The sequence below is a fragment of the Bacillus sp. FCW2 genome (assembly GCF_021228595.1).
Taxonomy (GTDB): domain Bacteria; phylum Bacillota; class Bacilli; order Bacillales; family Bacillaceae; genus Bacillus; species Bacillus velezensis.
Genome location: NZ_CP089436.1, coordinates 2078098 through 2099726, shown reverse-complemented (window position 1 = coordinate 2099726; position 21629 = coordinate 2078098). Strand labels below are relative to the sequence as shown.

The 21629-nt window shown below is 45.7% G+C and carries 20 protein-coding genes; 7 read left to right on the top strand and 13 right to left on the bottom strand.

Translation table 11 applies throughout. The annotated features are described in order from the left end of the window. Positions 1 to 82 precede the first annotated feature (82 nt). Complete coding sequence (locus K3G25_RS10690; RefSeq protein WP_232489295.1) at positions 83 to 2125, top strand: ArnT family glycosyltransferase; 2043 nt, start codon at positions 83 to 85, stop codon at positions 2123 to 2125. Between the two features lie 79 nt (positions 2126 to 2204). On the opposite strand, the gene K3G25_RS10685 is transcribed toward K3G25_RS10690, so the two are convergent. From K3G25_RS10685 to K3G25_RS10640, 10 genes are all read right to left on the bottom strand, one after another. Next, positions 2205 to 3497: a glycosyltransferase family 4 protein gene (locus tag K3G25_RS10685; protein ID WP_232489294.1), complete on the bottom strand. Its 1293-nt coding sequence runs from the start codon at positions 3495 to 3497 to the stop codon at positions 2205 to 2207. Positions 3498 to 3519: 22 nt separating this feature from the next. After that, positions 3520 to 4575, bottom strand: a complete 1056-nt coding sequence (locus tag K3G25_RS10680; protein WP_232489293.1) for an ecdysteroid 22-kinase family protein — start codon at positions 4573 to 4575, stop codon at positions 3520 to 3522. After that, positions 4568 to 5755: a carboxylate--amine ligase gene (locus K3G25_RS10675; protein ID WP_032863864.1), complete on the bottom strand. Its 1188-nt coding sequence runs from the start codon at positions 5753 to 5755 to the stop codon at positions 4568 to 4570. Before K3G25_RS10675 ends, K3G25_RS10680 begins: the two co-directional genes overlap by 8 nt. Then, a complete protein-coding gene (locus K3G25_RS10670; protein WP_014419352.1) occupies positions 5745 to 7079 on the bottom strand; it encodes a glycosyltransferase family 4 protein in 1335 nt (444 codons plus the stop codon). The genes K3G25_RS10675 and K3G25_RS10670 overlap by 11 nt, the downstream gene beginning before the upstream one ends. Next, positions 7076 to 7732 (bottom strand): PIG-L deacetylase family protein, encoded by a 657-nt coding sequence (locus K3G25_RS10665; RefSeq protein ID WP_017418490.1) that lies wholly within the window; start codon positions 7730 to 7732, stop codon positions 7076 to 7078. Before K3G25_RS10665 ends, K3G25_RS10670 begins: the two co-directional genes overlap by 4 nt. Positions 7733 to 7819: 87 nt before the next feature. Continuing rightward, positions 7820 to 8383, bottom strand: coding sequence for a protein kinase family protein (locus K3G25_RS10660; protein WP_029973029.1), 564 nt, complete (start codon positions 8381 to 8383; stop codon positions 7820 to 7822). A 140-nt stretch (positions 8384 to 8523) separates the two neighbouring features. Beyond that, complete coding sequence (gene rplI / locus K3G25_RS10655; protein WP_232489292.1) at positions 8524 to 8973, bottom strand: 50S ribosomal protein L9; 450 nt, start codon at positions 8971 to 8973, stop codon at positions 8524 to 8526. Next, positions 8970 to 10949: a DHH family phosphoesterase gene (locus K3G25_RS10650; protein WP_007407911.1), complete on the bottom strand. Its 1980-nt coding sequence runs from the start codon at positions 10947 to 10949 to the stop codon at positions 8970 to 8972. Before K3G25_RS10650 ends, rplI begins: the two co-directional genes overlap by 4 nt. Positions 10950 to 10979: 30 nt before the next feature. Then, positions 10980 to 11915, bottom strand: a complete 936-nt coding sequence (locus K3G25_RS10645) for a YybS family protein (RefSeq protein WP_053285276.1) — start codon at positions 11913 to 11915, stop codon at positions 10980 to 10982. 243 nt (positions 11916 to 12158) lie between these two features. Continuing rightward, positions 12159 to 12311, bottom strand: a complete 153-nt coding sequence (locus K3G25_RS10640; RefSeq protein ID WP_004393059.1) for a hypothetical protein — start codon at positions 12309 to 12311, stop codon at positions 12159 to 12161. Between the two features lie 133 nt (positions 12312 to 12444). Between K3G25_RS10640 and K3G25_RS10635 the strand changes: the two genes are divergently transcribed. Beyond that, a complete protein-coding gene (locus K3G25_RS10635) occupies positions 12445 to 12930 on the top strand; it encodes a spore coat protein (RefSeq protein WP_110124467.1) in 486 nt (161 codons plus the stop codon). Between the two features lie 36 nt (positions 12931 to 12966). Here the strand turns inward: K3G25_RS10635 and K3G25_RS10630 are convergent, their stop codons facing one another. Continuing rightward, the gene (locus tag K3G25_RS10630) at positions 12967 to 13338 is read right to left on the bottom strand and encodes a winged helix-turn-helix transcriptional regulator (RefSeq protein WP_007615010.1); all 372 of its coding nucleotides are present in this window, start codon (positions 13336 to 13338) and stop codon (positions 12967 to 12969) included. Between the two features lie 206 nt (positions 13339 to 13544). Between K3G25_RS10630 and K3G25_RS10625 the strand changes: the two genes are divergently transcribed. The 5 genes from K3G25_RS10625 to K3G25_RS10605 all read left to right on the top strand — a co-directional run bounded on the left by K3G25_RS10625 (position 13545) and on the right by K3G25_RS10605 (position 19703). Further along, the gene (locus K3G25_RS10625; RefSeq protein ID WP_004393053.1) at positions 13545 to 14474 is read left to right on the top strand and encodes a manganese-dependent inorganic pyrophosphatase; all 930 of its coding nucleotides are present in this window, start codon (positions 13545 to 13547) and stop codon (positions 14472 to 14474) included. A 189-nt stretch (positions 14475 to 14663) separates the two neighbouring features. After that, positions 14664 to 15575, top strand: a complete 912-nt coding sequence (locus K3G25_RS10620; RefSeq protein WP_280157171.1) for a DMT family transporter — start codon at positions 14664 to 14666, stop codon at positions 15573 to 15575. A gap of 346 nt (positions 15576 to 15921) precedes the next feature. Beyond that, positions 15922 to 17343: a glycoside hydrolase family 68 protein gene (locus K3G25_RS10615; protein WP_014419358.1), complete on the top strand. Its 1422-nt coding sequence runs from the start codon at positions 15922 to 15924 to the stop codon at positions 17341 to 17343. A 61-nt stretch (positions 17344 to 17404) separates the two neighbouring features. Then, positions 17405 to 18961, top strand: a complete 1557-nt coding sequence (locus K3G25_RS10610) for a glycoside hydrolase family 32 protein (RefSeq protein WP_121692609.1) — start codon at positions 17405 to 17407, stop codon at positions 18959 to 18961. A gap of 79 nt (positions 18962 to 19040) precedes the next feature. Further along, the gene (locus K3G25_RS10605) at positions 19041 to 19703 is read left to right on the top strand and encodes a GntR family transcriptional regulator (RefSeq protein ID WP_014419360.1); all 663 of its coding nucleotides are present in this window, start codon (positions 19041 to 19043) and stop codon (positions 19701 to 19703) included. Positions 19704 to 19780: 77 nt separating this feature from the next. Here K3G25_RS10605 and K3G25_RS10600 read toward each other — a convergent pair whose 3' ends face one another. Together K3G25_RS10600 and K3G25_RS10595 are read right to left on the bottom strand one after the other, a co-directional pair. Then, complete coding sequence (locus tag K3G25_RS10600; protein WP_014419361.1) at positions 19781 to 20290, bottom strand: DinB family protein; 510 nt, start codon at positions 20288 to 20290, stop codon at positions 19781 to 19783. Between the two features lie 50 nt (positions 20291 to 20340). After that, positions 20341 to 21558: an MFS transporter gene (locus K3G25_RS10595; protein ID WP_053285275.1), complete on the bottom strand. Its 1218-nt coding sequence runs from the start codon at positions 21556 to 21558 to the stop codon at positions 20341 to 20343. Positions 21559 to 21629: the final 71 nt, after the last annotated feature.

Sequence of the window (21629 nt, the reverse complement as noted above, 5' to 3'; positions counted from 1 at the left end):
AAAATTCTTTGAATCGTTATCGTTTATTCATAACTTTTTCATATTTATTTTTTACAATGGGGTCACAAAAGAGGTGAAACCATTGAAAACAAAACGACTGGACATCGTTCTTATTGGTATTTTATCAGCAGCGGCGGCTTTGAATATGTACGGCATTTGGCAGGATGATGCCGCCAACCAGTATTATTTGGCTGCCGTCAAAAGCATGACGCAAAGCTTTCACAACTTCTTCTACGCATCCTTTGACCCGTCCGGCTTTGTCACGGTAGACAAACCGCCTGTCGCTTTATGGATTCAAACGATTTTCGCTTTGGTCTTCGGCGTACATACATGGAGCGTGATTCTTCCTCAGGCTTTGGCGGGGCTCGGTTCCGTTCTGCTGCTGTATTTCATGATAAAGCCTTCGTTCGGCACGGGCGCGGCCAGAATCGCCGCTTTTGTCATGGCGCTGACGCCGATTGCGGCGGCCGTCAGCCGGACGAATAATCTCGACAGCATGCTCGTCTTTACACTGCTTCTCGGTTCCTGGTGTTTGATGCGCGCGGTGAAACGCGGCAAAATCATTTGGCTCTTATCCGCATTCGCACTTGTCGGTCTTGCCTTTAATATGAAAATGATGCAGGCCTACATCGTGCTTCCGGCTTTTCTGCTTTTTTATCTCATTGCATCACACACATCCATTAAGAAAAAACTGATCTCACTTCTCGCTTCTTCAGCCGTTCTCCTGGCGCTCTCCGTCTCATGGGCAGCAGCCGTTGATTCCATTTCCGCATCAAGCCGCCCCTATATCGGCAGCAGCCAGACAAACTCCGTGCTGGAGCTGGCATTCGGGTATAACGGGACGGAAAGGCTGCTCGGGCAGACGACGGGCCTCTCTCACGGCAGCATGACCGGCGGAAAAAGCGTGATGCAGGAAGGGATGGGCATGCAGCCTCCGGGAACGAACAGCCCGGCAATGGGCGGCAGCGCTCCTCAGGGAAAAAACGGGCAGGTTCAAATGCCCCGGCAGCCATCCGGACAGAACGCGGCCTTACCGCAAGGGAGCGGAACTCCTCCGGCACAAAACGGCGGCTCACAAGGCCCCGGCGGCGGAAAAAGCATGAGTATGAACATGTACGGCAACGGTACCCCGGGTGCGCTCAGGCTTTTCCAATCTGAATTATCGGGGCAAATCAGCTGGATGCTGCCTTTTGCGCTCACCGGTTTGTTCGGCGCCATCATCAGCTGGTACAGAAACCGCCGGGAAAAAGCGGAGGAAATGAAAGAAACGATGTTTTGGACAGCATGGCTTGTGCCTGCCGCCGGTTTCTTCAGCATCGCAAGCTTTTTCCATCCGTACTACTTAATCATGCTGGCGCCTCCGATCGCAGCCCTTTCCGGAATCGGCTGGCGGGCCTTATATGATTTATACAAGCATGATAAAGGCTGGACGGGCTGGCTGCTGCCTGCGGGTGTCTTTCTCACCGCCGGTTTTCAGGTCTTCATCGTAAGCGGGTATACAAACCAGATCGGCAGCGCTTGGATGTACATCCTCGGACTGTTGGGGCTCGGCACTGTCATTGCCCTCATTGTGATGAAATACAAGCCGTTCGGCAGACAACTGACCGTGATCACCATGTGTGTGTTGATGCTCACGCCGCTGTACTGGTCAGCCACGCCGATCCTTTACGGCGGAAACAGCGTCATACCTGAATCCGGCCCGCAGCTGAAAAGCTCAAACGGCGGCAATATGTTCACCTCTGAAGTGGATACAGGCCTGCTGTCTTATTTGAAAAAACATCAGACAGGTGAGGAATATCTGTTTGCAACGCTCACCACGGTGACTGCGGCGCCTTATATCATCCATACGAATGAATCAGTCATGGCACTCGGAGGCTTTAACGGAACCGATCCGATTTTAACCGTCTCACAGCTGAAAAAACTTGTTGATGATGGAAAAGTGAAGTATTTCTTATTATCCGGAAACAGTTCAGGCAACACAAAGCTTGTCTCATGGATTAAAAAGAACGGCACAAAAATCTCAGCTGACCAATACAGCACCGGAAAAACAACCTCAGCCCGGCAAGGAATGACAGGCGGCCCGGGCGGACAAAGTCAGCAGACTCTGTATGAGATGAAAAAATAGTTCGGAAAGAGGCTGGATAGTTAAACACCGGCCTCTTTATTTTGCTCTTGAAGCACCTGCCATGCGGCGCCGGTATCATTCAGAAAAATGATTGATAAATACTTTCTATTTTTGAAACCATCAGTTCCTGGCGCAGATGCCGGCCGGCATAGGAGCGTGCTTCTTTTCCAAGCCGTTCCCTGAGAGACTGATCCGTAATCAGCATTACGAGAGCATCAGCAAGCTCGCGGCTGTTGCCGGGCTGACAGATAAGCCCTGTGGCCTCATGCCGGATCATCTCAGGGATTCCTCCGCAGTCAGTTGCGACAATGGCTTGACCTGAGAACATCGCTTCGATGATCGCTATAGGGAAATTATCATTCAATGTCGGCAGGACAAATATAGATGATTCAGCCAAAAGCGCCGGCACATCACGTCGTTTTCCGAGGAAAAACACATTTGAGAGGCCCAGTTTCCGTCTCTTCTCTTCCAGAAACCCTCTCATGTTTCCGTCTCCGATGATCCATATATCAACTCCGGATAAATGGTGCCGGATGCGGGCGAGAGCGTCCAGCATCACATCATGTCCTTTTCGCTCGGTCAGACGGGAAACGCACGCAATCACGAGCTTTTCAGCACGTTTGGACTCAGGGGCATCCTGAATATCAATGCCGGTATGAACAGTCGTCAGCTGAGCCTCCTTCGCTCCGTACTCCAGCAAGGGCTCGTGAAAGGAGTCGCTGATTGTAATGATTTTATCCGAAGCCCGAATACCCTGCCTTTCTATTTCACTGAAATATGCCTCTTCTATTGAACCCTTTTGGATTTTATGAAACTTCATCCGGCTTTTCGTAAAATGTCCGTGCGGCGTGAAAAAAAGAGGACGCTGATACGTTTGATTAAGGTATCCCAGCAAAAATACCGCAAATAAATCCTGCGCGTGAAACAGGTCATATTGTTCTAAGTCTTTCTCCTTCAAAAATCTTTGAAAGACATGTAAATAGCTGAGATTCTTCAAAAACTTTTCGTTTGCGGCGCCGTATCTGCCAACAAGAAACGCTCTGATCTCGTCAGCGGCCCGCGGGATATCTTCCTGAAAAAAAGATGGCGGCATTTGGAGCGGCGAGATGACATCCGCCTGATGACCGATGCGCTCAAAACCCGTCTTAATTGATGTGATATAGCTCGCCAACCCTCCGACATTCGGGTAACGGAGAAAGGTTGCGTACAGAATACGCAATGGCTTTTTTCGTTTGGGGGAGCTTTTTCCTTCCGCACAGAACGAATACAGCATCTCTGGCTCACTTTGATGTTCGATCCCGTAAAATTGATCCATGACGCGCAATAAGGCAAGAGGCACCAGACCGTTCGGCTTGCCGATCTCTTCTTTCACATCCGCTCCCCCTCTCTCAAACTTATAATCCTAATTCCCGTCCCCATTTTGACACTTTGTCAACATGATACGGCAGCAGTTCTCCTCCCCGATTGTCGAAGATTCTCCGCAATTGGGTATGAAGCCCTTTCTCAAGTGTTCTCTGCAAATAAGCCATTTTATAAAGCGTCATAGGAGGGGTCTGAAAATGAATGCCCCGCTTTTTCATTTCTTTCGTATACACTTTTACGCAATACGTACGAATATCTTCTGCGTGCCGGCTCCAATCTTTTCTGAAGCCAAGCAGAATTTCAACCAGCACCGTCATATCAAACCAAACCGGCGCGTATTTTGCGGATTCCCAATCGATGAATTGAATATCCCACGGTTCATGGCCGGACGCATCGTGGGTGCAGATATTCTGCATATGAAGATCACCGTGTGTGATGGCTGAGCCGTTTTGTATCAATTCAGGGAAAAAATCCGGCTCCTCCTGCTCAAGCAAGTTTGTGATTTGCCGATAATGAGGCTTCACGATATCTTTTGTGCGCTCATCTTTAAGAGCTCTATCCAAAAATTCCGCTGTCTTTTTGATCTGCTTTTTACGCCCTTTTCTCATGGTTTCCGATCCATATACCGGCAGCCACGACCGCCATTTACCGTCAGAAATATTCTTGTTTTCAAAGGTGCGGCTGTGCAGTTCTGCGACAGACGGAATAATATACTTGAAATGCTTCGGGTGAAATGTAAGCTGTCCCCTGATCTGGCTGACAAACTCCATAAATATCCACGTTTCATGGTCACTTTCTTCTATAAGATAGATATCCGGCAGCAAATCCCCTAAAACAGAACGGGCTTTCCCGTATATATTAATCTCGATCTTGTTTTTTTCACGGGAAGATTTATACACCTTCAATATCAGCGGAACAGTTCCGGATTTTTTCTTTACAAACAGTTTATAAATGGAGCTTCTGTCTGTTGATTTCAGACAAGTGATGTCATCCGGATTCACCGCAGCCCTTTCACCGAACGAATACGACAGTTTTTCGTCAATTCTCAGTTTTTGAAATGCGCCATACAAAATCTCCTTTTCATACATGCCGATCTTCCTTCCGCTTCCGTTTCCAGCTGTTTTTGAGATGAGACCAAGTGTTTCTGATAAATGGCATCGGGTCATTCCAAGCAAAAAGAGCGTACTCTTTTTTTCCTTTACACCCTTTCCAAAAATCCCGGAACGTCATTTCTCCTCTTTTTCGTTTCTTCAAAAACGTTAAGAAATAACGCACCTCATAAATCCAGTTGATTCCGTCTTTTTGTTCGAGCTGGGGCTTCACATGCTGTCCGGTCAAATACAGATAGTACATGTAAACGAAATGAACGCCTGCCGGTTCTGTCAGGCTATGGCTGAGCCAAAAGCGCGGATTAATTTCGATAAACTTGTAAACATTGTCCCGGGGATCCTTTTTAAATTCCGCCATGCCTACTCCCTTCAGCTGAATCGCTTCAAAAAACGGCAGGGTCTTCTTGATTAAATCAGGAAGCCGTTTGCTGACGACGTGGGCCCCCGCGCCAAAATCAGCAGGGAATTGATGGTTCTTTTGCAGAGAGAATAGGCCCATTAATTTCATTTGGTCATCATAAAAAGTGGCGACTTTATAAAAACACTGGTTGTCTCCGGGGATGATCTCCTGCACGAGCAGTTCTCCATTTTCTCTGTAGGAGCTGAACTCCTTGCGCAATTGTGCTGCATCCTTCATTACAATTGCTTTTTTGTTTACTTTTTTTCTGTATTCATGGCCGGCCACCGGTTTTAAAATACACGGGAAATCAATATTGGCGATGGCCTCTTCCAGCTCATCCTGGTTGTTCGGAAAAAAGGTTTTCGGGCAGGGGATGTGATGCTTGACCGCTAATTCATATGCTTTGCTTTTATCTAAGACCGTTTCTAACAGAGAGTGGCTCGGGAGCAAAAATAAAAAAAAACCGGCTAATGTCTCGCGGAATTTAGATATAAATCCCGCATAATCATCAGAACCTGCGTACAGAACCGGCTTTGCTTGGAATCGCTTCCCGAAATCAGTCAGAAATGTCAGCAGTTCTTCCTCTTCTGTTAAAGGGCTGGGACATATCCCGCAATCTGCCAATCTTGATTTTCCGATACGATAAGGTCCCTCCGTGTCAAACGCGTAAACATCGATTCCTCTTCGGGCAAGACTGCGAATGATCCCAATCCCGTTTGCACTGAAATCAAGTACAACGGCTGCATGTTCATGTTTCATGATCTCCCTCCGAGCTGTTGGTATTTTGATAAATCGATTCGATATTTTTTATCATCGTCTCACTGCTTAAATATTTCTCCGCGTAGGCCTTTGCGTTTGAAGCAGCCTTCTCCCGCGCAGATTTGTTAGAGATAAAAAACGCTAAAGCCCGGGCAAGAACCTTTGCATTTCCCGGCTCGACAATAAGTCCCGTTTTGTTATGGCGGATCAGATCCGGAATACCCCCGCAATCGGTCGCGATGATAGCCGATCCGCTGAACATCGCTTCAATAATCGAAATCGGCAGACTATCATTAATGGTCGGCAGTACGAATATGTCCGTCATATTCAAAATAGCGGGAACATCATCTCTTTTTCCTAAAAAGGAGACCATAGATAGATTCAGTTTTCGAGCCTGTTCCTCTAAGGCGCTCCTCATCTCTCCGTCGCCCGCGATCAGCACTTCAACATGTTCAAGCAGATCAGACGGAATTCTTGAAAGTGCGTCAAGCAAATGATTATGTCCTTTTCTCGGGCCTAATCTTGCAATACACGCGATGATGATCTTATTTTTCGGTATCGGGGTTTTTCTTTTCCCGCCTGTTTTTGCATCGTAATCGATTCCTGTGATCACCGTTGCCATGTCTTCCTGTTCGGCTCCGAGCTTCATGAGCGGGCTGCGGAACGTATCGCTGATAATAATCAGGCGATCTGCGTATTCAATGGCTTTCATCTCTAGTTTTTTATAATAAAACTCTTCTACCGATCCTTTTTTAAAAATGTGAAATTTTAGTCTGTTGAAAGTAAACATGCCATGCGGTGTAAAAAACAAAGGTTTTTTATAAATACGGTTGAACCTGCCCAATATATTGGCTGTAAATAAATCTTGAGCATGAAACACATCATATTTTTCCAAATGAATCTTTTGAAGCATTTGCTCGTATATAAACATCAGCCGATTATTCTTCAAAATATGATCACTGTAATCCCCGTATCTGTCACTAAAGAAATCTTTTAATTTCGGAACAACATCCGCCCGCAATTCTTTTACCTGTGCGGAAGGAAACTGATTGGGGGATATGACATCCACCTTATGACCTCTTTTTTTCAGTCCTTCACTAAGCGTTTTAATATAGTTTGATAAACCGCCCGTGTGCGGGTAGTCCCAAAACGTGGCAATCAAAATGGATAACTTCTGTTTTTTTCCGTATAATCGCGGAATATGATGTGCATGTTTCATCTGAGTCTTTACTGCCGTCTTTTTTTGCGGGTGCGCTTTGACCCCGTAATAGCGGTCAAGCGTCTGAATCATATACGGATACGGGACGGAAAATGTCTTGATCATTTCCAGATCCTCCGCACGACTTCAAAAGCTTCAGCGTATTCCACACCCGCCGTCATCCCTCTGACTCTTCCTAAATGTGTAACGCCTTCATATGAACGGGGATGAGGGTAATCCCTCATTTCTACGTCATAGTGGTGAAGCGCCGCGAGTTTGGCATCCATTGTGTCTGTGATATTAACGAAGTAATTAGGCTTGAAGAGTTTATCAGCCGTATTCCTCTCCCACTCGCTTGAAGATAGCGTTTCAAACGTAAGCAGTTCGATAGGCTTTTGATTCGGAAGCGGTCTGGCGGCTGTTAAAACTGCTTGGAACGTTCTCTGGTGGTCCATATTGACATCGCCGTAATGATGTGTAAAGATTTTTTCAGGCTGATAGACGCGAATGAGCTGTTCTAATTCTTTGACAAGCTTATGAAGAGGGATACATTCCAGCTCTAAATTCGTATGCTCCAAAAAGATGACTTTCTCAATTCCTAGCTCTTGATTCGCGCGTTCGCCCAATTGTTTAATATGATGAGCTTCTTCTTTTCTTCCTAATGCTGTAATAATGGAAATCACTTTATATCCTTCATTGATCAGCCGTTTTATGGTGCCCGCTGATCCCAATAGTTCATCGTCGGGATGAGCGCCGATAACCATAATATATTCTCCCATTTTTTCCACACTCCACCAAACAAATGTTACAAATATCATATGACGACCCTAAAAAAAGGAAACTTACATATGCGGATTTTCAGAAACTTACAATTCCCTTCGCCATTCCCGGTAGCGTGACGGATTTAATTTTTTTATGGTGTTCAAAAACTCATCCGCCAAGCCGTATTTGTCCAGTCCTTTTAATAGTTTTACGGGAACTCGGGTAACGGTCGAAAAGGCTCTTTTATGGTCGATCACTTTAAGTTCACCTTGTTCGTTCATCAGAATATGTCTGATTTCGGCATCCCATCTGGCAAAACCGATATCTTTTAATTCATCCAGCATGTTTAAAATATCAGCTGTCAGTTTGACGGACAGGGATTTTTCTTTTTTGATATGGCGCGCAAGGGAGGTGCCTTTGACGTATTCCATCACAATATAATGATCTCCGTATTCATACAGTTTCGGGATCACCGGTGAACCATATCCGAGCTGTAAAGCTTCCAATTCCTTCTTACATGTCTCTTTTTTAAAAAAATATTTTACGCATTTGTTGTGTGTTAAGCGATAGACCTCCCCGTCTTTTCCGTCTCCGATCAGCGGATAGTGTTTCAGCGCTTTTTTATTCGCCGGATAATTAAAATATGTTTCAGAAAAAAATCGTTTCATACCGACACATCCTTCGTCATGATGTAATATAATATTCAATCCGTAACGATCGGAAATGAAACAATCTCATCATTTTCTTGCGCTGCGACGTCTGCTGACATGAAAAAAACCCGCCGGATCGGCGGGTTTTTCATTGTGTATTACTCTTCTTCTTTTACGTGAACCTTCAGCACAGCCTGAACTTCAGGGTGCAGCTTTACAGGAACGTTTGTATATCCCAGTGTGCGGATACCGTCTTGGAGCTCCAGTTTCCGTTTATCCACTTTAATCTTATGCGTTTTTTGCAGCGCTTCTGCAATCTGTTTACTTGTGACAGATCCGAATAGACGGCCGCCTTCACCGGATTTGGCACTCAGCTCAACAGTCAGCTGTTCAAGCGTTTCTTTCAAATCTTTCGCTCTTTCAAGCTCGGCAATCGCTTCTTTTTTCTCTTTTTCTTTCTGTCCTTTCAATGCGCTGATGTTTGTCGCATTTGCTTCGACAGCGAGGCCTTTTTTAATGAGAAAGTTATGTGCATAACCGTCTGCTACGTTTTTCATTTCGCCTTTTTTTCCTTTACCTTTTACATCTTGTAAGAAAATAACCTTCATCTCTGAACGCCTCCCTCAAAATATTCATCAATGGCTTCCTTCAGCCGGACGAGCGCTTCTGAGACAGAAATGCCCGATAACTGGGTTGCCGCATTGGTTAAATGCCCTCCGCCATCCAGCGCCTCCATAATAATCTGCACATTGACCTCGCCCAGCGATCTCGCACTGATGCACACCGTATGCTCATCCCGCCTGGCTACCGCAAATGAAGCTTCCACTTCACTCATCGATAAGAGGGAATCAGCCGCCTGCGCAATCAGGACCTGGTCAAAGTACTCCTCTTCGTTCTCAGGAAGAGAAGCAATCGCGATATGTTCTTTATAAAGAGACGTATGCTGGATCAGTTTCGCCCGCTTGATATAAGAACCGACGGATTCTTTGAGAACTTTCTGCACCAGAACCGTATCTGCGCCTTTCGCTCTCAAATAAGAAGCGGCGTCGAACGTCCGCGAGCCCGTGCGAAGGGAAAAGCTCTTCGTATCCACTATTATACCAGCTAACAGGGCCGTCGCTTCAATCATATTGATTTTGAGCCGCTTCGGCTGGTATTCAAGCAGCTCCGTCACGAGTTCTGCGGTGGATGAAGCGTATGGCTCCATATAAACGAGCAGCGGGTCTTTAATAAATTCCTCGCCTCTGCGGTGGTGGTCAATCACAACGATGTGCTCGATTTTGTTCACGAGACGCTCTTCCATCACAAGGGACGGTTTATGTGTATCAACGACGACAAGCAGCGTGTCATCATTTGAAATTTCCATCGCCTCTTCCGGCGTGATGAACCGCGACCACAGCTCTTCATATTTTTTAATTTCTTCAATCAGGCGCTGAACGCTTGATCCGATCTGGTTCGGATCAATGACGATGTAGCCTTCTTTGCCGTTGGCCTGCGCCACCTTTAATATTCCGATTGCGGCTCCCACCGCGTCCATATCAGGAAATTTGTGCCCCATGATAATGACATTGCTGCTTTCTGAGACAATCTCCTTGAGCGCGTGAGAAATCACCCGGGCGCGCACCCTTGTGCGCTTCTCCATCGGATTCGTTTTGCCGCCGTAAAATTTCACCTTGCCGTTCGGCATTTTGATCGCCACTTGGTCGCCTCCGCGGCCGAGAGCCAAATCGAGGCTGGACTGCGCCAGATCTCCAAGCTCCTTCAAGGAAGAAACCGAGGCGCCGATCCCGATGCTGAGGGTCAAAGATACAGTGTGAACGGATGTTTTTTCTCGGATTTCATCCAAAATCGAAAATTTCGCGTTTTCAAGCTCCGTTAAAATGTGTTCATTTAACACCGCGATAAACCGCTCCGAGGACGTCCGTTTCAGGAAAATGCCGTACTCCTGCGCCCACGCATTTAATAATGAGGTGACCTGGCTGTTCATCGTACTTCTCGTTTGGTCATCCAGCCCCTGTGTGACGTCATCATAGTTATCTAAGAAGATATATGCCAGCACGGTTCTCTCATTTTCGTACTGCTTTTCAATCTGAATCTGTTCTGTCACATCAAAGAAATAAAGCAGGCGCTCATCTCTTTTAATCACTACTTTAAACTTCCGCTCATTCAAGGTGATCGTTTCCGAATCGACCTCCTGCTTGATCAGCGGCACGACGGCCTCGCATGTGTCATACAGCGAGCGTCCGACGAGCGTGCTTTCATTAAAACAGGAAGACAAAAACGGATTCGCCCACTCAATGTAATATTGATCATTAAACAGCATAATCCCGATAGGCATTTCCATTAATGCCTCTTCGCCTACTTTTTTCAATCTATACGATAACGTGGAGATATAATCGTCAATTTCTTTTCTGATCAGAGAATCCGCACGCTTAATGAAAAACAAGATCACGGCGAGCAGCACAACGCCGATGGCTCCTATCAGCCAGTTAAAGTAAATGCTGATGAGGATTATGATGATTGACAATGCAATCAATGCATAGATGGGATACCGAAACAACGGTTTTTCATAAAAACTAGGCATTTCTATCAACTCCCCACCTGTAAGTCACACTCAATTTCGCGTCACCTTATTTCTTATGTTAAAGCCTATGTCAATGATGCCTAAGAGGAGATACACGGACAAGATGAGCGGAAAAAGCACCCCCAGCACAATTGCTAATACAGGAACGGCTTTCGGCATCTCCATTTCGCGGCAATAGAAAAAAATAAACGCTAATCCTTGAATACAAATCAGCAAGCTGAGAATAAATCCCCCATTCAATGAAACCGAATACAGCATATGCCCTTTTTCTAAAGGCAGAAACCCTAATATCGTCACAATAAAATACAGAATGACAACGCTTTGCGGGAGTTTGAGCTCTCTAAAAGGCTTCATCTTCGGAAGATCAGGGGAAAATCGCCGTAAAAGCGGCCTTGCCATCGCATAACTGAGGAAAGAAAAAACGATGCCGGTCAATACGAGCACTGTCGGAAAAAGATATTGAACCGTGCTCAGCTGACTTTCCATCAGCTTGATCTGCTTCCCGAACTGGTCTCCATAACCGAGTTGCTTTGACATGGTTTCTGCTAAAGACAGCGACTCCCGAAGCTGGGACATGGTGGTATCAACCACATTCATGTTAAGGAACACGATGCTGACCACAAAAAAAACGACGCCGCACAGCACATACGCCATAGCGCCGGCAGCAACCGCATAGCCGGGCTGTTTCTTTTTAAAATAATATCCCATGGCGATTCCCGTATAGGCTGCCGTAAAAGCGCCTGTAAGCCCGGTAAACGAACCTACAATAAAGCTGACAGGAAGGCTGGCAAGCCCCATCCATACCCCGGGCTTCAGACCGTGCCGAATGGTGTAAAGAATGATCGGCAGCGGCAAAGCAAAGAGAAGAATTGCCCCCAGTAAAGGGAGGTACACGACCAAAAGGGAAATGATTGCAAAAATACTGATCAAAATGGCGCCTTCTAATAGAGCCCTTGTATTTTTCACTTACTCACCTCAAACCTTGTATCATTCGAACATACGAATAGAAAAGAGCAGCTTAGACGACTGCTCTTTTGACGCCGCAATGTCTCTTTCAAGACCTGAATTTTCCATAAACTCTCCAAAATACACGTATATATTTTAACATAAGTCGAAATCGCAAGTAAAATGAGCGCGGACAGCCGCAATGTTCCATGTGAAACATGAAAACAGACAAACGGACATCCCAGTGAAAGAATGCCCGTTGTATCAGTGATCCTGATCATCCATGAAACCAGAAGTATCTCTGTTTTTCTTTTTGGTTTTTCGTACATATAACAAGACGATAACGATAAGTAAGAGAGTGGTCGCCTGCAAAACCCCGCTGCTGAAAAGGAAGAAGTTCTTTATCATGTCCCACATATAGTTTCACCTCTATTTCGTATTTCCTTTACATTGAGTTTCCCTTTCTGGAAACTTCAAAACATCAGGAACAACATCGGGACCGGGGCATATGCTGAAAGTGAAAATGAAGGATAAAGGAGATTCTTACACCATGACTGAGCGGAGAACATTAGCATGGCATGAAACATTAGAACTGCATGAGTTAGTAGCTTTCCAGGCAAACGGACTTGTGAAATTAAAAAGAACAGAGCGGGACGTAAGCGATGCCAGATTAAAACAGCTTTACAGATTTTCCATCCATTCGCTCGAACAAAATCTGCGTGAACTGCTTCCTTTCTTCCCTGAAGCTCCCGCTTTTCGTGAGGATGAAACAGAAGAGCGCGCTGATTCCTCCTTTTACAGCGGCGGCCTGCTGATCATGGCCAAAACGTCTGTCCGCAATTACGCCGGAGCCATTACAGAGACGGCCACACCTCAATTAAGAAACGTTTTCGTCAAGCACTTAAACGCGGCCATCAAGTGGCATCAAATGGTCTTTGAGTATATGGAAGAACGCGGTCAATATCCGGCTTACAACCTGAGCGAATTGCTGAAGAATGATGTGCGCAACGCCAGAAAAGCCATCGCGATGAAATAAAAAAAAGCAGCAAGGAATTTAATCCTTTGCTGCTTCTTATTTTTGAGCGGACTGATCTTGAGGAGACGTTTTTTCCCGGTATGCCTCGAGAAACTCCCGGTTGGCATCTCCCCATTTCTTCATTTGCAAAACGATCGGTTCCAGCGACCTGCCGAATTCGGTGAGTGAATACTCCACCTTTGGAGGCACCTGCTGATATACCTCGCGATGCACGATGCCGTCCGCCTCGAGCTCGCGAAGCTGAAGCGTCAGCATACGCTGCGTAATGCTGGGACAAATGCGCCGAAACTCATTAAACCGCTTTTTTCCGCCGATCATATGATAAAACAAAATACCCTTCCACTTTCCGCCGATAACGGAAAGCGTCAGTTCAACCGGACAACCTTCTTTATTCGGATATATGTTCATTTTTCATCCTCCATAGTACCTTTTTTGATACTATATGCTGATTAGCATCTGACTTACCCAGTATTTTACTCGCAACCCTCCCCAACTCTCAACAAAAATGCTTCTTTTTCACATCAATTTTTAAGGTTTTGAAGATTACACCCTCCGCAAGACGTGTTAAACTATAAAAAGATTGTTTACACTACAAAAAAGGACAAGGAGTTATTATGGAAAAAATTCTTATTTTCGGACATCAAAACCCAGACACAGATACCATTTGCTCTGCCATTGCCTACGCTGATCTAAAAAATAAACTCGGCTTCAATGCTGAGCCCGTCCGCCTCGGACAAGTCAACGGCGAAACACAATACGCGCTTGATTATTTCAAGCAGGAAAGCCCGCGTTTGGTGGAAACAGCCGCAAACGAAGTAAACGGCGTCATCCTTGTTGATCACAATGAACGCCAGCAAAGCATCAAGGATATCGAAGACGTTCAGGTTCTTGAAGTTATCGACCACCACCGTATCGCCAACTTCGAAACAGCGGAACCTCTTTACTACCGTGCTGAGCCGGTCGGCTGTACGGCTACGATCTTAAACAAAATGTACAAAGAAAATAACGTGAAAATCGAGAAAGAAATTGCGGGCCTCATGCTGTCAGCAATCATTTCCGACTCTCTGTTATTTAAATCTCCGACTTGCACGGAGCAAGATATCGCAGCGGCAAAAGAGCTTGCTGAAATTGCCGGCGTAGATGCGGAAGAGTACGGCTTAAACATGCTGAAAGCGGGCGCCGACTTAAGCAAAAAAACGGTGGAAGAACTGATTTCTCTTGATGCGAAAGAGTTCACGCTCGGCAGCAAAAAAGTCGAAATCGCCCAAGTCAACACAGTTGATATTGAAGATGTGAAAAAGCGGCAGCCGGAATTAGAAGCGGCTCTTTCAAAAGTAATTGCTGAGAAGAACCTTGACTTGTTCCTTCTCGTGATTACGGATATTCTGGAAAACGATTCCCTTGCGCTTGCCATCGGTGATCAAGCGTCAAAAGTGGAAAAAGCATTCAACGTGACTTTAGAAAACAACACGGCTCTTTTAAAAGGCGTCGTATCCAGAAAAAAACAAGTCGTTCCTGTTTTAACAGACGCGATTGCAGAATAACCAAAACACCCCGGAAACCCGCCGGGGTGTTTTTTTATTGCTCATTCATCAGACGGCCGTTTCGTAAGCGCCTTCTCCGAAAATCATTTTGACGTAATTTGATATGCAATATATAATATATCACATGAAAGGCGTTCGTTTTCCTAATTATTGTAAGTCAATATCACAACATCAGAATCGGGGGGGTCTATCCTGGAAAAACACGCTGCTCTTTCTTATTCACGAACAACAGGCATTTGGCTTGTGCTGACAGGAGCTATCTTATGGGGGGTCTCGGGAACTGTTGCCCAGTATCTGTTCCAGCACCGCCATTTTAATACAGAATGGCTGACTTCGGTGCGCCTTCTGGTGTCAGGGGCGCTTCTGCTCGGCATCGCGTACCGCAAAGAAAAAGGACGGATATGGGCTGTTTGGAAAGATAAACGGGACAGAATTCCCCTTCTTTTATTCGGGGTTTTCGGAATGTTAGGCGTTCAATACACCTACTTCGCGGCAATTGAGTACGGCAACGCGGCCGCTGCTACCGTTCTTCAGTATTTAGGGCCAGCGATCATTACATGCTTTTTAGCGATTCGCGCAAAGAGAATTCCTTCAGCAAAAGAGCTTCTCGCCGTCTTATTGGCGGTTGCCGGCACATTCATTTTGGTCACGCACGGGAATGTCGGAAGCCTGTCCATATCCGGTCTGGCTGTCTTTTGGGGCATCAGTTCGGCGTTTGCACTGGCGTTTTACACCCTTCAGCCGCATCGTCTGCTGAAGAAATGGGGATCGGCCATTATTGTCGGATGGGGCATGCTGATCGGCGGAGCCGCCCTCAGCTTGATCCGCCCGCCCTGGAAATTTGAAGGCGAGTGGTCCTTGCCGGCATATGCCGCGATTGTGTTTATCATCATTTTCGGGACGCTCATCGCTTTTTATTGCTACTTGGAAAGCCTGAAATATCTGAGTGCCTCTGAAACCAGCCTGCTCGCCTGTGCGGAGCCGCTGTCGGCAGCTTTTTTAGCTGTTATCTGGCTGCATGTTCCCTTCGGAATATCAGAATGGCTGGGTACTTTGCTGATTTTAGCCACCATCGCTTTATTATCTATCAAGAAAAAATAACCTCTCTTTTTTAGAGAGGTTTTTTCCCAGGCTCAGAGCACACCTTAGTCTCAATTACCCATAAATTAAAAGGTCTTTTTTCATTTTACTATCATCCAAAAGAGGAAAATAGACCAGTTGTCAATAGAATCAGACTCTAATAGAATGATGTCGACAAGTAAATCATGCAGGATTGTTACTGATAAAGCAGGCAAGACCTAAAATGTGTTAAGGGCAAAGTGTATTCTTTGGCGTCACCCCTTACATATTTTAGGTCTTTTTTCTGTAACAAACCTGCCATCCATGGATGCAGGAGGATCGAATCGGCAGATCGCAAAAAAAGGTACATACAAAAGGAGACATGAACATGAACATCAAAAAATTTGCAAAACAAGCCACAGTTCTAACTTTTACGACTGCACTTCTGGCAGGGGGAGCGACTCAAGCCTTCGCGAAAGAAAATACCCAAAAACCTTACAAAGAAACGTACGGCGTCTCTCATATCACACGCCATGATATGCTGCAGATCCCTAAACAGCAGCAAAGTGAAAAATACCAAGTGCCTCAATTCGACCAATCAACCATTAAAAATATCGAGTCCGCAAAAGGACTGGATGTGTGGGACAGCTGGCCGCTCCAAAACGCTGACGGAACAGTAGCTGAATACAACGGCTATCACGTCGTGTTTGCTTTAGCGGGAAGCCCGAAAGACGCTGATGACACATCCATCTACATGTTTTATCAAAAAGTCGGCGACAACTCGATCGACAGCTGGAAAAACGCGGGCCGTGTCTTTAAAGACAGCGATAAGTTCGACGCCAACGATGAAATCCTGAAAGAACAGACACAAGAATGGTCCGGTTCTGCAACCTTTACATCTGACGGAAAAATCCGTTTATTCTACACTGACTTTTCCGGTACACATTACGGTAAACAAAGCCTGACAACGGCACAGGTAAATGTGTCAAAATCTGATGACACGCTCAAGATCAACGGAGTGGAAGATCATAAAACGATTTTTGACGGAGACGGAAAAACATACCAGAACGTTCAGCAGTTTATCGATGAAGGGAACTATACATCCGGCGACAACCACACGCTGAGAGACCCTCACTACGTTGAAGATAAAGGCCATAAATACCTTGTATTCGAAGCCAACACGGGAACAGATAACGGATACCAAGGCGAAGAATCTTTATTTAACAAAGCGTACTACGGCGGCAGCACAAACTTCTTCCGTAAAGAAAGTCAGAAGCTTCAGCAAAGTGCTAAAAAACGCGATGCTGAATTAGCGAACGGCGCCCTAGGTATCGTAGAGTTAAACGATGACTACACATTGAAAAAAGTCATGAAGCCGCTGATCACTTCAAACACGGTAACTGACGAAATCGAGCGCGCGAATGTTTTCAAAATGAACGGCAAATGGTACCTGTTCACTGATTCACGCGGTTCAAAAATGACGATCGACGGTATTAACTCAAACGATATTTACATGCTTGGTTATGTATCAAACTCTTTAACAGGTCCTTACAAGCCGCTGAACAAAACTGGTCTTGTACTGCAAATGGGTCTTGATCCTAACGATGTGACGTTCACTTACTCTCACTTCGCAGTGCCGCAAGCCAAAGGCAACAATGTCGTGATCACAAGCTACATGACAAACAGAGGCTTCTTTGAGGATAAAAAGGCAACATTTGCGCCAAGCTTCTTATTGAACATCAAAAACAAGAAAACATCCGTTGTCAAAAACAGCATCCTTGAACAAGGACAGCTTACGGTTAACAACTAATAACAACAAAAAGAAAATGCCGATACTTCATTGGCATTTTCTTTTATTTCTCAACAAGATGGTGAATTCAATCATGGCACGAAAATGGCCCATTGTAATATTGATCTTTTTGGGTGCGTTCCTGTTTGTCGGCTTACTGCCGAACAAAACCCACAATTCCTCTGACACAAACACGGAGCATAAGAAGAATTACCGGGCGGCGTATCATTTTACGACCCCGGACAAATGGAAAAACGACCCTCAAAAGCCCATTTTTTTCGAGGGGAAATATCATTACTACTATCTTTATAATCGGGATTACCCGAACGGCAACGGCACAGAATGGCGGCACGCCGTATCAGAGGACTTGGTGCACTGGACGGACGAAGGCACGGCTATTCCGAAATACACCAACGAAAACGGCGATATCTGGTCCGGTTCTGTCGTCATTGATAAACACAACACGGCGGGCTTCGGCAAAAACGCGCTGGTCGCCGTCACAACGCAGCCGACAGCCAAAACAAAAGCCCAGGAACAATATTTATGGTACAGCACGGATAAAGGAAAAACGTTTACTTCCTATAGTGATCAGCCCGTGATGAAAAATCCGGGAACTAAGGATTTCCGGGACCCGAAAGTGATCTGGGATGAACAGGATGACAAATGGGTGATGGCCATGGCCGAAGGCGAAAAAATCGGTTTTTATGAATCACCCGATTTAAAAAATTGGACTTACACGGGCGGTTTTATCACTCAGCAGATCGGTCTCGTCGAATGCCCCGACCTTTATATGATGCGTGGAGATGACGGAACAGCCAAGTGGGTTCTAGGCGTAAGCGCAAACGGCAAACCCGCAGGCAAACCGAATACGTACGCGTATTGGACCGGAAACTTTGACGGGAAGGAATTTACCGCCGATCAAGAAGAACCGCAATGGCTCGATTACGGCTTTGACTGGTACGGCGGCGTCACATTTGAGGACGGTAAAAGCGAAGATCCGCTGACAAAACGCTATGCGCTGGCATGGATGAACAATTGGGATTATCCGAATGAAACACCGACACTAAAAAACGGCTTTAACGGCACGGATTCTATCGTCCGTGAAATCCGCCTTCAGCAGCAGGACGGCGGCACATACAGCCTTGTGTCAGAGCCGGTTGAAGCATTGAACCAATTAACCTCTTCAACTGACAGCATAGAACACAAACAGGTGAACGGTTCAGAGACACTGCCGATCAAAGGTGATACATATCAGCTTGATATGGATATCGCTTGGTCAGATATCAAAAATGCAGGCGTCAGACTCAGAGAATCGGCAGACCAAAGTCGGCATATTGATGTCGGTATTTCAGCAGAAGGCGGCTACGCCTATGTGAACAGATCGTTTACAGGCCAGCCTGATAAAACCGGCGCATACGCCGAAAGCAAAGCCCCATTTGACGGAAACAAAGGGCGCGTCCATCTGAAAATTCTCGTAGACAAAACAAGTATTGAAGTATTTGCAGACGACGGAAAAACCGTTCTGACAAATGAAGTGTTCCCAAAACACGAAGATCAGGGAATCACGCTCTTTTCTGAAGGCGGCTCCGCTGACTTTCAGCATATTGAGATGAAGCATCTCGGTTCGATTCATTCTTAGACGTCCCTCTTCATTTCTAACCAGCGCCCGGACTGTGGTAAAATGCAAATATGTATACTACGATTCATGAGGTGTTCCATTGGATAATCAAAACAAAGAACCTGTGCTGAAAAGAACCATCATGCGGGACGAAGTGTATCGCACACTCAGAAACTGGATCATAACGGGCAAGCTCAAACCGGAAACAAAGTTAAAGGACAAGGATTTGTCGGAAACATTGGGAATCAGCCGCACCCCGATACGGGAAGCCTTATTGCGGCTGGAAGATGACGGCTTGGTGATAACAAAAGCGAACAGATGGACGCTTGTCGCTCCGATTGAGTTAAAAGAAGCGGAAAACTTGTATTCCATCGTCTGGACGCTTGAAAAACTCGCATTGCAGCAAGCTCTCCCGCATGTGGACGATGCCGTGATTCAGGAATTGAAACAGCTGAATGAAAATCTTCTTCAAATGATGAAAGACGGCGATAAACTGGCCACCCTGGAAGCGGACAATGCATTTCACCATCGCATCATTCTGCTTGCGGACAACGCCGAACTTCACAAATTGCTAGTAAGCCTGAAAGTCAAAATTCAGAGAATGGAAATCCGCTATTTCAGTGAAAACGGCGCTTTAAACAGATCATATAATGAACATTCTGATATCATTCACGCATTAGAACAGCAAGATGCCGCCGCTGCTTTTACAGCGCTTGAAGCGAATTGGAAAAACAGTTTAGAACGGCTGCAGAACATGGCATAGCAAACGAAAAAGCCAAATCACTTATATGATTTGGCTTTTTTACTGATATCACAAGACAGCCGCGTTGGCTGTCTTGTTTACTTTTTGTTTATATATAAATAAATACCGTAATCCGTAGGCACAGAAGCATACCCCATCTGTCTGAGCATGGCTGTTATATTCCCGCGATGATACGTTCCGTGGTTCACAACATGGAGGATCATATCGGCCGCTGCGGTTTTCATGATGTCACCTGACGGATGCTCTATTTCAAGGGGGAGACTGATATTTTCTTCCTTTTGCAAAAATAATTGATACCGGTCTGATAATTCCGAGAACATATCTTCCAGCTCTTCTATCTCTTTAGACAAGATGTCCTCTTTTTGCTGTTCAGCTGATTTCAGCGTATCCTCCAGACGCTCTCCGGAGAACACATCAAACCACCCCTTATCCGACAGATACACATGAGTCAATACACCGGCTATCGACGGAAAGACACTTTGAATCTCCTTACGATACACATCCTCCGGAAGCTCTTTAAGCCGGGTGAATATTTGCTGATTTGCCCAAAGATGATAATCATACAATTTCAGTGCCAGATGTCCCACATTACCCTCTCCTCTCTCGATATAGAACGTACGTTCCTAATTATACTACACTACATGCGGCTTTGTACCATCTTCTTCATTCGCAGCTGAGAAAATCCGATAAAAGCCGAAATTAATAAGAGGAGGCCTGCGCCAATATAAATAAACCGCACGCCGAATACATCCGAGATAACCCCCGTTCCGATAATGGAAAACATAAAAATGAACTGAACTAAAGCTGATCTCGCCGCTAATATATTGACCCTTGTCTTTTCGGTCGTGATGTTTTGAAGTAATGTTTCCTGCGTGAGATCTCGTAATACACAAGCCGGCCCCATACACAGCACCAGAAAAAGGGCCGTAACGGCGCTTGTGATCAACCCATAAATAAACGTGAACATTCCATATGCCAAAGCTCCCGTCAACATAAGCGGAATGAGATGATGCTGAAACTTACCGGATAGCTTATAGATGATCAGTCCGCCGATCATCGTCCCTGCATAATAGACTCCGTTGACATACCCCCACCAAGCCTCTCCTTTATGAAGGACGTCATGCACATAAGTTAAGGACACAGACCCGATCCATATCATGCCTGCCCACGATTCGATCACATCCATCACAATGAGAACCCTGAGCTGTTTTTGCTGAAATAAATACACCCAGCCGCTTGCCGCATCTGCAAAAAGGGAACGTTCCCTGACTGCTGCCGGCGCACACATGCGTACTTGAAGAAACAGAATGATGCCCAAAAGCGAAGAAACCAATAACATGACAGTGACGATCATTGTATCGCTCTCTCCCAAGAAGGCTATGATGACGCCGCCGAGAGACCACCCCGCAAACTGAACGGTTTGATCCGCCGCAGATAATAAACCGTTCGCTTTCGCCCTTCGATCAGGAGGAATGATTTCCCCAATCAGCGCGCTTTTTATCGGAGCAAACCATCCGTTGCAAAAAGAAATGCCTCCGATCAGACAAAACAGCAGAAAAAAGAATGCGGATGAACCGGTTTGGATGACAAAAAACAAACAGACTAACAGTGTGATCTGTATCAATTGAGAACTGATTAACAAAGACCGAAGCGTGAACCGGCCGGTGACCAGCGGCAAAACGGCGCTGCCCAATACACGACATACAATGCTGACGAACGTCATAAGAGAGGCCATCGCCGTCGAACCGGTTTTTGTAAACAAAAACAAGATAACAGCCATCGTATAAAGTGAGAACCCCAAGTTGATAGCGGTCTGGCTGTATAAAATAGCATAATACGCTCTCTTCATATTCATCCTCAGCAACCTCACTCCCTGATTATGTAAATCATACCATATTTGCTGATCAGCTTTTTTTAAAAAAACAG